Here is a 13,860-nt window from a genome sequence, read left to right on the forward strand (position 1 = left end):
CGTTCGGATGGGCGGCAGGCCATCGCCTCCGCCCATCAACCGGAACCGACCCCGCCCGCGCCTCAACCGGCAGCGGTGCGGGGTCCCTTGCGAAGGAGCCACCGCTGTGAAAATCGCCAGAATCCTTGCCGCCGTTGCCGCGACTGCTGCGCTCATGGGCCCGCTGCCCGCACAGGCCGCACCCGCAACGGGCGGTGACGCGGCAAGCCCCGATATAGCCGGCGGCAGCACCACCGCCATTTCCGCAGCCCCCTACGCAGCGCAGATCTCCTTCGATGCCACCGGTACCAACGTAGGATGCACCGGCAGCCAAATCTCGGCCAGCTGGGTGATCACGGCCAAGCACTGCAATTCGGCCTCCCTGCAGTCCGTCCGGCTGGGAACCACCTACCTGGAGGCCGGCGGCACCGTGAAGACCGTGGCCGGCCGCTATGCCTCCAGCACCGGCGATGTCCTGCTGCTGAAACTGTCCACCCCGCATTACGGCTCCTACGTAGGGCTCTCCAGCTCATTCCCCGCCACCGGGGCTCCGGCCAAGGTGTACGGCTGGGGCGACCAGACCGAAGGCGCGGGCACCATGTCCTACAACCTCAAGACCGCCGACGTCACCGTGGCCGGCCAAGGGACTGATACCTACGGCGGAGCCTCCGTCCGGACGCAGTCCCAAAGCGGGCACACCCTGGGTGGCGACTCCGGCGGCCCGCTCATCGTCAGCGGCAAGCTGGTAGGTGTCCTGTCGACGTCAAGCATCCTGCCCAGCCCCAACCCGTCCAGCTTCACCAGGTACTACAACGACCATGCGTCCGTGTCCCGCAACCTCAGCTGGATCACCAGCGTCTCAGGGGTGGGTGCCTCCTGAGTTCCGGTCTTCGCGACTTCCGCCCGTCCCGGTAGGGGGCGGGCGGTGCCGGTTCCCGGGGGATGCCGCGGGAACCGGCCGTCCGGCGGATGGCTTGTTGGGGGAGCCGCCCGCCGGTTTTGCATGTCCCGCCGGGAAGCGCCGAAGGTTCGCTGTGGGAAAACAGGGCCAAAGGACTGCGTTTTTAAAAGTTGAGCGTAGTACACTCAACCTAAAGAAAACGCCCCTGAAAGGAGCCCTCTTTGGACGTCAAATTCACCACCAAGAGCCAGGAGGCTCTTTCGGCTGCCGCCATGAACGCCTCAACGGCCGGCAACCCGCAGGTGGAACCCGCCCATATCCTCAAAGCGCTGATGGACCAGCGCGAGGGTGTGGCCGTGGCGCTGCTCCGCGCGACCGGCGCAGAACCGGACGCAGTCAGTGTCCACGCCAGCAGCGCCATCAAGTCCCTTCCTTCGGCTTCGGGTGGATCTTCCCAGCAGGCCCAGCTTTCCCGCACTGCACTGCAGGCCATCCAGAGTGCGAAGGAGGAGGCCGAGCGCCTCGGCGACACCTTCGTGTCAACCGAAGTCCTGCTGCTGGGACTCTCTTCCGGAAGTGACGCCGTCGGGCGCCTCCTCCGCGAAGCCGGCGCCTCCCACGAAGCCCTGGTGGCCGCCCTGCCCGGCGTCCGCGGCGACCGCAAGGTCACCAGCCCGGACCCGGAGAACACCTTCCAGTCGTTGGAAAAGTTCGGCACCGACCTCACGGCCATGGCCCGCTCCGGCAAGCTGGACCCGGTGATCGGGCGCGACACGGAAATCCGCCGCATCGTCCAGGTGCTGAGCCGCCGCACCAAGAACAACCCGGTGATCATCGGCGAGCCCGGCGTGGGCAAGACCGCCGTTGTGGAAGGACTTGCCCAGCGCATCGTGGCCGGCGACGTCCCCGAAAGCCTCCGCGGCAAGACCCTGATCGCCCTGGACCTGGCGTCCATGGTGGCCGGCGCCAAGTACCGCGGCGAATTCGAGGAGCGGCTCAAGGCCGTGCTCGAGGAGATCAAGAATTCCGAAGGCCAGATCGTCACCTTCATCGATGAGATCCACACCGTGGTTGGCGCGGGCGCTACCGGCGACTCCTCCATGGATGCCGGCAACATGCTCAAGCCCATGCTGGCCCGCGGGGAGCTCCGGCTGATCGGCGCCACCACCCTGGATGAATACCGCGAGAACATCGAAAAGGATCCCGCCCTGGAACGCCGCTTCCAGCAGGTCTATGTGGGAGAGCCCAGCGTCGAGGACACCATCGGCATCCTCCGTGGCCTGAAGGAACGCTACGAGGCGCACCACAAGGTCGCCATCGCGGACTCCGCACTCGTGGCCGCCGCCACCCTCTCCAACCGCTACATCTCCGGGCGGCAGCTTCCGGACAAGGCCATCGACCTCGTGGACGAGGCCGCGTCCCGGCTGCGCATGGAGATCGATTCCGCTCCGGAGGAGATCGACCAGCTCCAGCGGCTGGTGGACCGGCTCACCATGGAGGAATTGGCCCTTCAGGACGAGAAAGATGCCGCCTCCGTGGAGCGGCTCGCCGCGCTGCGGGCTGACAAGGCTGACCGCGAGGAGGAACTCAACGGGCTCAAGGTCCGCTGGGAGGCCGAGAAAGCCGGCCTCAACCGGGTGGGCGACCTGAAGGCCAAGCTGGACGAATTGCGCGGCGCGTATGAGAAGGCCGCCCGCGAAGGAGACCTCGAAACCGCCTCCCGCGTGCTGTACGGCGAGATTCCCGCCCTGGAACGCGAGCTCACCGCCGCCGCCGAGGCCGAGGCTGCCGTGACGGACAAGTCATCCCAGATGGTGGCCGAACAGGTGACCGCCGATGACATCGCCGAGGTAATCTCCGCCTGGACCGGCATCCCCGCCGGGCGCATGCTGCAGGGCGAGAGCCAGAAGCTGCTGCACATGGAGGAGGAGCTGGGCCGGCGGCTGATCGGCCAGGCCAAGGCCGTCGCTGCCGTATCGGATGCCGTTCGCCGTGCGCGTGCCGGGATCAGCGATCCCAACCGGCCCACCGGTTCCTTCCTGTTCCTGGGTCCCACCGGCGTGGGCAAGACCGAGCTGGCCAAGGCCCTGGCGGACTTCCTGTTCGATGACGAGCGTGCCATGGTGCGCATCGACATGTCCGAGTACGGCGAGAAGCACTCCGTATCACGCCTGGTGGGCGCCCCTCCCGGATACGTCGGCTACGAAGAGGGCGGCCAGCTCACTGAGGCCGTCCGCCGCCGTCCGTACTCCGTGGTGCTGCTGGACGAGGTGGAGAAGGCGCACCCCGAGGTGTTCGACATCCTGCTCCAGGTGCTCGACGACGGCCGGCTCACCGACGGCCAGGGCCGCACCGTGGACTTCCGCAACGTCATCCTGGTGCTGACGTCCAATCTGGGCAGCCAGTTCCTGGTGGACCAGGCCCTGGATGCCGAGGCCAAGCGGAACGCCGTGATGGCCACGGTGAACGCGTCCTTCAAGCCGGAGTTCCTGAACCGCCTGGATGAGGTGGTCCTGTTCGATGTCCTCACGGTGGAGGAGCTGGGCCACATTGTTGAACTGCACGTGGACGAGCTGGGCCGGCGCCTCCATGATCGCCGGCTCACCCTTGACGTCACGGACGGGGCCAAGGCATGGTTGGCCCTCTCCGGCTTCGATCCCGCATATGGCGCACGGCCGCTGCGCCGCCTGGTCCAGCGGGAGATCGGCGACCGGCTGGCCAGGGCCATCCTCGCCGGTGACATCGTTGACGGCGACACGGTGCTCGTGGACACCGCGGCCGATCCGGACGAACTCACCAACGGCAACGTGGACGCCCTCACCGGTGCCCCGTCAGCCGGGCTGTCGGTGCGCCGGAAGGATTAGCGGACCCTTAAACGTGCTGTCCTGGCAGGCAACTGTCAGGGCAGCACGCTCGCGTTGATGACGTTGCCGTTCGGGGCCGTCACATAACAGTCCGCCCTGCGGTCCCCGGCGTCCCAGCTGGTGCTGCTGGGGAAGCTGCGCTGGTAATTGAGCTGGAAGTTGTTGGCGGCCGGACCCAGCCTGGTGGCCTGGCAGATCTCCAGGGCCTTGGCCTTCAGCGTTTCGGCGCCGGGGTAGCGCTCACCTGCGGGATAGCGGAAGACGCCAACCAGCTGCGCGGAATGGCCCGTGTCGCAGGGCACCGCGGTTGAGGCCAGCGATTCCGGATCAAAGTCCTTGAAGCAGTCGCCCACGGCATAGTCGGCAGGCTTGACGCCCTCCCTGGGCAGCGGCAGCGGCGTCGCCCTCGGCGTGGGCGTGGTTTCCAGGACTCCAGCCTGCCCTCCCTGGGCCTCCGGTGACGCTGCGCCCGAATTAAGCCAGAGGGCCAGCCACACGAGGCCGCCCACCACAGCAATGAGCACGACGGCGAAGAGCGCCTTCCACAGGGCCTTTGCCCGGTGTGCCCGGTGCGATGCGGTGGCGCCGGATGGGGCGGATTCGGAGGCTCCGGAGGTCGAGGGGCCGGCTTCGGCATGCTGCCGGGGCCACGTCACGGAGGCCGGGGCGGGGGCGGCGTCTACCCGGGGGATGCCGGCCGTTGGCGGGGAGGCTGGCTTCGGCGGGACGTCCTGGGGGTTCACGGCTGCATCCTCCTGCGTTGTCGTCGCGTCAGTGCTGCAAAACCGGCTGTCCGAACGGTTTTGGCAGCTGCCTGAAGCGACTCTACCGAAGAAAAAACCCGGAATCCCGCGGGCGGACCGGGGGATGGTATCCCAAACACCCGTGGGAGCGCGTCGGGCGGCAAGCAGTTGCCGCAGAAAGCATGTAATCTAGGTGTACGACAAATTGACCAAACATTCCGGGGCCTCACCGATCGCCAAGGTGACCACCTCCGGTCCAAGTACAAAAGGGGGTCACGCCATGGGGCGCGGCCGTCAAAAGGCAAAAGCTACCAAGCAGGCTCGGGATATCAAGTACTACTCCCCGAACACTGACTACTCGGCACTTCAGCGGGAGCTGACGGGTCCGGGCAGTCGTGTAACGAGCCATTACGCCAATGAGCCGGTAGAACCGGACTATTCGGCTTATGTGGATAAGTACGCGGATGATTTGGAAGATGATGACGACGAGGTTGACAACCGTCGCATCGGCTAGTCGCCGCCGCTGAACAATTCTTTTGCAGCACCATTACTGCTGACCTCGGTCACAAGGCCCGTTCGGGCACGCCTCTTCACAGTGCGTGCCCGCGGGCCTTTCCGTCGTCGTCATTCTTTCCGCTGGCTCTGCAGCCCTCCCGGATTCCCAACCCGATTCCCGGGCACAGACACCGGAAGCTGCGTGCACGGCGGCCGGGGCTTCCCCTGGGCCTCCGTGTACGGTAGGTCCCATGCCAACTGTAAACACCTACCCGCAGGGTGCCCCGTGCTGGGCTGACGTTCAGACGCCGGACGTCGAGGCCGCCAAAAAGTTCTATGCAGCGGTGTTCGGGTGGCGTTTCGAGGACCACCCAACTCCGGATGGCCGCAGCTATGCGATGGCTTTCCTGGGCGACGACGTGGTGGCCACCATCGCACCGCAGAGCCCCATGCGGGCACCCGGTTCGGCTGCCCGGTGGAACGTCTACCTGGCCGCGGAGGACGCGCGCAGCATAGCCGGCGACGCAGTCCATGCCGGCGGTGCCGTGCAGTTTGGCCCGGAAGCGGTGGGGGACACCGGCGTCATGGTGTTCCTGGACCCGCCGGGCGGCGGCACCACCGGAGTGTGGCAGGCCGGAACGCACCGCGGCTCAGGACGGTACAACGGGCCCGGTGCCCTGTCCTGGGCCGAGCTGCTCACCCCTGAGCCCCAGGCCGCCATCGGATTCTTCCAGCACCTTTTCGGGCATGAAGTCACGGAGTACCCGCAGGAGGACGGCGGCACCTACAGCACGCTGTTGGTGGACGGCACGGAAGTGGCCGGGGTGGCGCCGGACGAGGGACCGGCTGGCTGGCAGATCTACTTTGGCGTGGCGGACCTCAGTGCCGCCGTGCAGGCCGTCAGGGATTCGGGCGGCGAGGTCCTGGTGGAACCGGATGACGGCTCCGGCGGGGGGGCCAGCCACCATCCGCGATCCGCAAGGCGGCGAATTCAGCTTGCTGGAGGTTGAAGCCGCTTAAATCAAATCGAGTGCTCCGTAACCGCCGTTTTGAGGGTTCAAAAGGGCAGTTACGGAGCACTCGATGGGGGATTACGCGTAGGCGTTGACCATGCGGACTGCGCCGCCGTCCACGCCCTTGGCGCCCTGGACGTAGTCCGGTCCGGACTTCAGGATGGAATCCGAGTCCGCGGCGACGGTGCCCATTACCCAGGACGGCAGCCCGCGTTCGTTCAAACGCGCGACGGCGGCATCCGCGGCTTCGGGGGAGACGATGGCCACCATGCCCACGCCCAGGTTCAGGGTGCGTTCCAGGTCGGCCAGCGGCACGTTGCCGAGTTCGGATACGAGCTTGAAGATGGCCGGCAGTTCCCAGGTGGCGCGGTCCACGGTGGCCACCAGGCCCTGCGGCAGGACCCGGGCCAGGTTGGCGGCGAGGCCGCCACCGGTCACGTGGCTGAAGCCGTGGACCGCTGCAGAACCCGTGACGGGGAAGGTGCGGGCCAGGTCCAGGCAGTCGGCGGCGTAAACGCGGGTGGGTTCGAGCAGTTCTTCACCCAGGGTGCGGCCCAGTTCGGAGACCTGGCGGTCCAGAGCCCAGCCGGCGTGGTTGATCACGCGGCGGACCAGCGAGTAGCCGTTCGAGTGCAGGCCGGAGGAGGCCATGCCGATCACAACGTCGCCCGCGCGGACGCGGTCAGGGCCGAGGAGGGCATCTGCCTCCACGACGCCGGTGGCTGCACCGGCAACGTCGTATTCGTGCTCACCCAGCAGGCCGGGGTGTTCTGCGGTTTCGCCGCCCACCAGGGCAGTACCGGCTACGGAGCAGGCGGCGGCAATGCCGCGCACAATGCCGGCAATGCGCTCAGGAACCACCTTGCCGCAGGCGATGTAGTCGGTCATGAAGAGCGGCTCGGCGCCCACCACGACGATGTCGTCCACCACCATGCCGACGAGGTCGAACCCGATGGTGTCGTGGATGTCCATGGCCTGGGCGATGGCCACCTTGGTGCCGACGCCGTCCGTGGAGGTGGCCAGCAGCGGCTTCTTGTAGGTCAGCAGCTTCGAGACGTCGTAGAGGCCGGCGAAACCGCCCACCCCGCCGATCACCGAGGAGTTGTGGGTTGCCTTGATGGCGCCCTTCATGAGCTCGACGGCGCGGTCGCCGGCTTCGACATCGACGCCCGCAGAGGCGTACGTGATGCCTGCGGTATTTCCGGGGGTTACGGAACCGTTGCCGGCGGCAGTGTTTGCGGAAGTCATACGGACTCTTTCTTGTCAGTGCCTGCGGCGGCGTGTACGTCTGGCACCATGTCGGCGTCGGTCAGCAGGTTTTCAAACTCGGAGTCCGGGCCGGGATCGCAGCCGGTAGCGCCGGCCTTTTCGGCGGGATCCTCTTCCGAGTCAACGGCGAGGGCTGCGGTTTCGCCCGGCAGGGCTGACGGCGACGGCGCCAGGCCAACAAGGTCCGTGCGTTCCAGGAGGTTCTTGCCCAGTTTGTCGGCACCCGGCAGCGCAATCGGGTACTTGCCGGTGAAGCACGCGGTGCAGAGGCGTTGCCGGGGCTGGCGGGTGGCGTCGATCATGCCGTCTTCGGAAATGTAGGCCAGCGAATCGGCGCCGATGGCCTGGGAGATTTCCTCGATGGTGGCGCCGTTGGCGATCAGCTCGGCGCGGGACGCGAAGTCGATGCCGTAGAAGCAGGGCCACTGCACGGGCGGGGAGGAAATCTTGACGTGCACGGAGGCGGCGCCGGCTTCCCGCAGCATCCGGACGATGGCCCGCTGGGTGTTGCCGCGGACGATCGAGTCGTCCACCACCACCACGCGCTTGCCGCGGATCACGGACTCAAGGGCGTTGAGCTTGAGCCGGATACCCAGCTGGCGCAGCGTCTGCGAGGGCTGGATGAAGGTGCGGCCCACATAGGAGTTCTTGACGAAGCCGTGTGCGAACGGAATGCCGGATTCTTCGGCGTAACCCACCGCGGCGGGGGTGCCCGACTCCGGGACGGGGATGACGATGTCCGCTTCGTGGGTGTTTTCGCGGGCCAGCTGGCGGCCCATTTCCACGCGGGATTCGTAGACGGAACGGCCGGCAATCGCAGCATCCGGGCGGGCAAGGTACACGTACTCGAAAACGCAGCCGGCCGGAGTGGGCTCAGCGAACTTCTTGGACCGCACGCCTTCTTCGTCAATGGCGATGAATTCGCCGGGCTCGATCTCGCGGATGAAGCTGGCGCCCACAGTGGCCAGTGCGGACTGCTCGGACGCCACTACCCAGCCGCGTTCCAGCCGGCCCAGGACCAGCGGGCGGATGCCGTAGGTGTCGCGGGCTGCGTAGAGGGTGCCTTCGTCCATGAAGACGAAGCAGAAGCCGCCCTTGATCTTGGGCAGCAGTTCGGTGGCGGTTTCCTCAAGGGTCTTGCCGGGCTCGCCTTCAAGGAGGGCCGTGACCAGGGCGGTGTCCGAGGTGTTGCCCTGCTTCATTTCGCCGGTGAGCTGGCCGCCGTTGCGTTCGGTGATCATGGAATTGAGCTCGGCAGTGTTGGTCAGGTTGCCGTTGTGCGCCAGGGCGACGGTGCCGGTGGAGGTGGCGCCGAGGGTGGGCTGGGCGTTGGCCCAGTGGCTGGCTCCGGTGGTGGAGTAGCGGCAGTGCCCCACGGCCAGGTGCCCGGTGAGGGTGTTCAGGGTTGTCTCGTCAAAGACCTGGGACACCAGCCCCATGTCCTTGTAGACATTGATCCGTTTGCCGTCACTGGTAGCGATACCAGCCGACTCCTGGCCACGGTGCTGCAGTGCGTACAGCCCGTAATAGGTTAGTTTTGCTACTTCTTCGCCGGGAGCCCAGACGCCGAAGACGCCACAGGCGTCCTGCGGGCCTTTTTCGCCGGGAAGAAGATCATGGGAAAGTTTTCCATCGCCGCGTGCCACTGATCGATTATCGCACGACATGGGGTAGGACTTTTTCCCGCTTCCCTTTGTGACCCGGCAGCGTCACGCGCCCGGATGCCGGGGCGTGCTGCCGGTGGCGCGGGTCACGGCTGCGGGTCTGTGTCCGGTTCGGAATCCGGAACGGATTCGACGACGACGCGCTGCTGCCTGCGGACGCTCCGGCGGTCCAGGATCAGCGCCAGGACCGCACCGAGGACGGCTCCGGCGGCGCCGAACGTGATCATGAGGAAGCCGAAAACCGCGCCCGGATCGAAGTCCTCATCCGCGGGCACTCCGAAAGCCGCAATTGCAGCTGCTGCGAAGCCCGCCAGTGCGCCCAGGACCAGGAAAGGTACGAATTTGGGGGCCCGGCGGACGGTTACCTCGCGCCGCTCGGCGGGGGGTTGGTTCGAAGACATGCCATCCAGCCTACTGCCGGAGATTTGGTGCGCGTAATGCAGCCGCGGAGCTGGGCGGGCCGGCATCGGTGGACGGCGTGGGGGAAAGGAAGGCCGGCACTGTCCGCCAAGCGATATGACTGATATATCTATTGACACCAACTGTGGCCGCTGTCATATTCTCAAGTAGCACTATGTGCGCCGTGTTGTGTAATGCGCAATGCCTCCGGCGCATTCCGACCAAGCCGCCGGCGGGCAGCCACCCTGCTGTGTCGGCTAGATTGGCAGCTGGTGCCGACTCACCGGATCCGGCCGGATCCAGGAAAGGAACACAGAACCATGGTTCACAAAGTTCAAGCTGTCATTGCCCGTGAGAAGAACGCTCCGGTGTCGCTGGAGACCATCCTGGTGCCGGATCCGGGCCCGGGCGAGGCGTTGGTGGACATCCTGACCTGCGGTGTCTGCCACACCGACCTGCACTACAAGCAGGGCGGCATTGGCGATGACTTTCCCTACCTGCTGGGCCACGAGGCCACCGGCGTGGTCAGCGCCGTGGGCGAGGGCGTCACCGAAGTGGCGCCGGGCGACCGTGTGATCCTGAACTGGCGTGCGGTGTGCGGCCAGTGCCGTGCCTGTGCCAAGGGCCAGCCCCAGTACTGCTTCAACACCGCCAACGCCACCCAGAAGATGACCCTTGAGGACGGCACCGAGCTGTCCCCTGCGCTGGGCATTGGAGCGTTCGCTGAAAAGACGCTCGTTGCCGCCGGGCAATGCACCAAGGTGGATCCCGAGGCTGATGCTGCCGCTGTCGGCCTGCTGGGCTGCGGTGTGATGGCCGGCATCGGCGCCGCGATCAACACCGGTGAGGTCAAGCGCGGCGAATCCGTGGCCGTGATCGGCTGCGGCGGCGTGGGCATCGCGGCGATCGCCGGGGCCAAGCTCGCTGGGGCCACGACGATCATCGCCGTGGACATCGACGACAACAAGATCGAAATGGCCAAGAAACTCGGCGCCACCCACGGCGTCAACTCCAAGCAGGAGGACGCGGTGGAGGCCATCCAGGCCCTCACCGGAGGCAACGGAGCGGACGTGGTGATTGACGCCGTCGGCCGTCCTGAAACCTTCAAGCAGGCCTTCTACGCCCGCGACCTTGCCGGCCGCGTGGTCCTGGTGGGCGTTCCGACGCCCGAGATGCAGCTGGAACTGCCGCTGCTGGATGTCTTTGGCCGCGGCGGATCGCTGAAGTCCTCCTGGTACGGCGACTGCCTGCCCTCCCGTGACTTCCCCATGCTGGTGTCCCACTACAAGCAGGGCAACCTGGACCTGGACGCCTTCGTGTCCGAGCGGATCACCATCGACCAGGTGGAGGCGGCCTTCGGCAAGATGCACGAGGGCAAGGTCTTGCGTTCCGTCGTCGAAATCCAGGCTGATACCGAGACTGCGGGCGCCTCCGCATGAGCGTCACCATCGAGAACCTGGTCACCTCGGGGACGTTTTCGCTCGACGGCGGCACCTGGGACGTGGACAACAACGTCTGGATTGTGGGCAACGGCACCGAATGCGTGATCATCGATTCCCCGCATGACGCCGCTGCCATCATCAACCAGGTCAACGGCCGCACAGTCAAGGCCATCCTGCTCACGCACGCACACAACGACCACATCGGCGCTGCCCGCGAGGTCGCCGAAGCCGTAGGTGCACCGATCTGCCTGAACCGGAAAGACCTGGTCCTCTGGGAACAGGAATACCCGGACTCCACCCCGGACCAGTACCACGAGGACGGTGACGAGTTCGAAGTGGGCGGCGCCGTGCTGAAGGCCATCCACACGCCGGGCCACTCGCCGGGATCCACCTGCTTCTACCTGGAAAGCGAAGGCACGGTGTTCACGGGGGACACCCTGTTCAACGGCGGACCGGGTGCCACCGGCCGCTCGTACAGCGACTACCCCACCATCCTCACCTCCATCCGCGAACGGCTGCTGACCCTGCCGGCCGAAACGGTGGTGCGCACCGGCCACGGCGACAACACCACCATCGCGGCCGAACAGGAAACCCTGGCCAAGATCGCGGAGTAGGCGCAGTCCAGAAGACCGCGCAGTGGAGGCGTGCCGGGAAACCCGTGCACGCCTCCATCAGCGATTGATCAACATATGCCGGCAAGGAAGTTATATGCCGGTAAGGAAGTTGGAACGATGAAGTTCGGTAAGCAGCCCGCCCCGGTGGCGGACATCAATGAGGACCTCCTTGAGGTCCACAAGCCCAAGACCGAGGCCGCAGGCGTCAAGGCCGTCATGGTCGCGCTGGAGCGCGCCGTGGCACAGGCGGGCGTGACCCGGACGGCGCAGTCCCTGCTGCGGTTGAACCAGCGCGGCGGCTTCGACTGCCCGGGCTGCGCGTGGCCCGAATCGGACAAGAAGCGCAAGGCTGCCGAGTTCTGCGAGAACGGCGCCAAGGCCGTGGCCGAGGAGAACACCCTCCGCACCGTGGGCGCCGAGTTCTGGGCCAGGCACTCCATTGCGGAACTGTCGGAGAAGACAGAATACTGGTTGGGGAACCAGGGCCGGCTCAGCGAACCCGTGGTGATCCGGGAAGGCGAGACGCACTACTCGCCCATCTCCTGGAATGACGCGTTTGAGCTGATCGGTGAGCACATCCGTGCCACCACGCCGGACCGCTCCGTCTTCTACACCTCAGGCCGCACCGCCAACGAGACCGCGTTCCTGTACCAGCTGTTCGCGCGGGCCCTGGGCACCAACAACCTTCCGGACTGCTCCAACATGTGCCACGAGTCCTCCGGCTCCGCGCTGAACCCGACCATCGGCATCGGCAAGGGCACCGTGTCGCTGGAGGACATCCACGACTCCGAACTCATCTTCGTGGTGGGCCAGAACCCTGGCACCAACCACCCGCGCATGCTCTCGGCGCTCAAGGAGTGCAAGGACAAGGGCGGCAAGGTGGTGGCCGTGAACCCGCTGCCCGAGGCCGGCCTGTTCAACTTCAAGGACCCCCAGACGGTGTCCGGCGTGGTGGGCGGCGGCACACCGCTGGCCGATGAGTACCTGCAGATCAAGGTGGGCGGGGACCTGGCCCTGTTCCAGGCGCTCGGCCACCTGCTGTTGGAGGCCGAGGAGAAGGGCCCGGGAACCGTCGTCGACCATTCCTTCATCGCCGCGCAGACGGACGGGTTCGACGCCTACCGCGACGCCCGCCGCACCCTGGACTGGGACGAGACGGAGAAGGCCACCGGCCTGGACCGGGCGCAGATCGAGAAGGTGGCAGGGATGCTGCTGGCCTCCAAGGCGTCCATCTTCTGCTGGGCCCTGGGTGTCACCCAGCAGCCGCACTCCGTGGACACCATCAAGGAAATGGTCAACGTCCTGCTGCTGCAGGGCAACTTCGGCAAGCCCGGCGCGGGCGCGTGCCCCGTCCGCGGGCACTCCAACGTCCAGGGCGACCGGACCATGGGCATCTGGGAAAAGCCCAAGGAATGGCTGCTCGCGGCCCTCGATGCCGAGTTCGGGATTACGTCCCCGCGGCACCACGGCCACGACGCCGTGGAGTCCATGGAGGCCTTCGACCGTGACGAGGTGGACGTCTTCGTCTCGATGGGCGGGAACTTCTCGCTCGCCTGCTCGGACACCGAGGCCCTGGAAGCCGGCATGCAGCGCATCGGCCTGACCGTCCACATCTCCACCAAGCCCAACCGCTCCCACATTGTGCACGGCCGCACGTCGCTGATCCTGCCCACGCTGGGCCGCACGGACAAGGACGACAAGCACCCCAAGGGCGCGCAGTTCCTCTCCGTGGAGGACTCCATGTCCGTGGTCCACTCCACCCAGGGCCGCCTCACGCCGGTGTCCGAGCACCTGCTCGCCGAACCCGTGATCGTGGCCCGGATGGCAGAGGCCACCTTCGGCAAGGGCCACTCCGTTGACTGGCGCGGCATGGCCGAGGACTACGACGTGATCCGCGACCACATCTCCCGCGTCCTCCCCGGCTTCGAGGACTTCAACGCCAGGGTCCGGACCAAGAACGGTTTCGTGCTGCCCAACCCGCCGCGCGACACCCGTTCCTTCGCCACGGACATCGGCCGCGGCCGGTTCACGGTCAGCCCGCTGGAGTACCTGACACCGCCGGCCGGCCACCTGGTGCTGCAGACCATCCGCAGCCATGACCAGTACAACACCACCTTTTACGGCCTGGACGACCGCTACCGCGGCATCTCCGGCGGCCGCCGCGTCATCCTGATCCACCCGGAGGACCTCGCCGAGTCGGGCTTCCAGGACCGGGAACTCGTGGACGTGGTGAGCACGTTCCAGGGTGTCGACCGCCGGGCAGACAAGTTCCGCCTGGTGGCCTACCCCACCGCCAAGGGCTGCGCGGCCGCATACTTCCCCGAAGCCAACGCCCTGGTCCACAAGGAAAACGTGGCCCGCGAATCCAACACCCCCGGCTTCAAAGCCATGTTCGTCCGCTTCGAACCGCACAAGGGCGAGGCGGCCGTGGCTGAAGAGTCCGCGTCGCTGCAGGCGAGCGGCGTCTAGATTTCACC

At 66.6% G+C, this 13,860-nt stretch carries 11 protein-coding genes; 7 read left to right on the forward strand and 4 right to left on the reverse strand.

The annotated features are described in order from the left end of the window. Window positions 1-106: 106 nt before the first annotated feature. Together QE394_RS11610 and clpB are read left to right on the forward strand one after the other, a co-directional pair. Entirely contained in the window at window positions 107-859 is a 753-nt protein-coding gene (locus tag QE394_RS11610; RefSeq protein WP_349034566.1) for a trypsin-like serine protease, read from the forward strand. Window positions 860-1,101: 242 nt separating this feature from the next. Further along, on the forward strand, window positions 1,102-3,744 hold the full coding sequence (clpB, locus tag QE394_RS11615) for an ATP-dependent chaperone ClpB (protein WP_349034567.1): 2,643 nt from the start codon (window positions 1,102-1,104) through the stop codon (window positions 3,742-3,744). A gap of 35 nt (window positions 3,745-3,779) precedes the next feature. Here the strand turns inward: clpB and QE394_RS11620 are convergent, their stop codons facing one another. Further along, entirely contained in the window at window positions 3,780-4,487 is a 708-nt protein-coding gene (locus tag QE394_RS11620; protein ID WP_349034568.1) for a septum formation family protein, read from the reverse strand. Window positions 4,488-4,767: 280 nt separating this feature from the next. On the opposite strand from QE394_RS11620, the gene QE394_RS11625 reads away from it, so the two are divergent. Beyond that, entirely contained in the window at window positions 4,768-5,001 is a 234-nt protein-coding gene (locus tag QE394_RS11625; RefSeq protein ID WP_015938627.1) for a DUF3073 domain-containing protein, read from the forward strand. A 232-nt stretch (window positions 5,002-5,233) separates the two neighbouring features. Then, entirely contained in the window at window positions 5,234-5,992 is a 759-nt protein-coding gene (locus tag QE394_RS11630) for a VOC family protein (protein WP_349034569.1), read from the forward strand. 81 nt (window positions 5,993-6,073) lie between these two features. On the opposite strand, the gene purM is transcribed toward QE394_RS11630, so the two are convergent. From purM to QE394_RS11645, 3 genes are all read right to left on the reverse strand, one after another. Continuing rightward, a complete protein-coding gene (purM, locus tag QE394_RS11635) occupies window positions 6,074-7,243 on the reverse strand; it encodes a phosphoribosylformylglycinamidine cyclo-ligase (protein WP_056080968.1) in 1,170 nt (389 codons plus the stop codon). Continuing rightward, the gene (gene purF / locus QE394_RS11640; protein ID WP_349034570.1) at window positions 7,240-8,910 is read right to left on the reverse strand and encodes an amidophosphoribosyltransferase; all 1,671 of its coding nucleotides are present in this window, start codon (window positions 8,908-8,910) and stop codon (window positions 7,240-7,242) included. The genes purM and purF overlap by 4 nt, the downstream gene beginning before the upstream one ends. A 104-nt stretch (window positions 8,911-9,014) precedes the next feature. Then, window positions 9,015-9,329, reverse strand: a complete 315-nt coding sequence (locus QE394_RS11645) for a hypothetical protein (RefSeq protein ID WP_056080963.1) — start codon at window positions 9,327-9,329, stop codon at window positions 9,015-9,017. Window positions 9,330-9,647: 318 nt separating this feature from the next. Between QE394_RS11645 and QE394_RS11650 the strand changes: the two genes are divergently transcribed. The 3 genes from QE394_RS11650 to QE394_RS11660 all read left to right on the forward strand — a co-directional run bounded on the left by QE394_RS11650 (window position 9,648) and on the right by QE394_RS11660 (window position 13,852). Continuing rightward, the gene (locus tag QE394_RS11650) at window positions 9,648-10,766 is read left to right on the forward strand and encodes an S-(hydroxymethyl)mycothiol dehydrogenase (protein WP_261619451.1); all 1,119 of its coding nucleotides are present in this window, start codon (window positions 9,648-9,650) and stop codon (window positions 10,764-10,766) included. Next, window positions 10,763-11,383, forward strand: coding sequence for an MBL fold metallo-hydrolase (locus QE394_RS11655; protein WP_349034571.1), 621 nt, complete (start codon window positions 10,763-10,765; stop codon window positions 11,381-11,383). The genes QE394_RS11650 and QE394_RS11655 overlap by 4 nt, the downstream gene beginning before the upstream one ends. A gap of 117 nt (window positions 11,384-11,500) precedes the next feature. Further along, a complete protein-coding gene (locus tag QE394_RS11660; RefSeq protein WP_349034572.1) occupies window positions 11,501-13,852 on the forward strand; it encodes an FdhF/YdeP family oxidoreductase in 2,352 nt (783 codons plus the stop codon). Window positions 13,853-13,860 lie beyond the last annotated feature (8 nt).

Origin of the sequence: Pseudarthrobacter sp. SORGH_AS 212, assembly GCF_030818145.1 — a bacterium.
Lineage (GTDB): Bacteria > Actinomycetota > Actinomycetes > Actinomycetales > Micrococcaceae > Arthrobacter.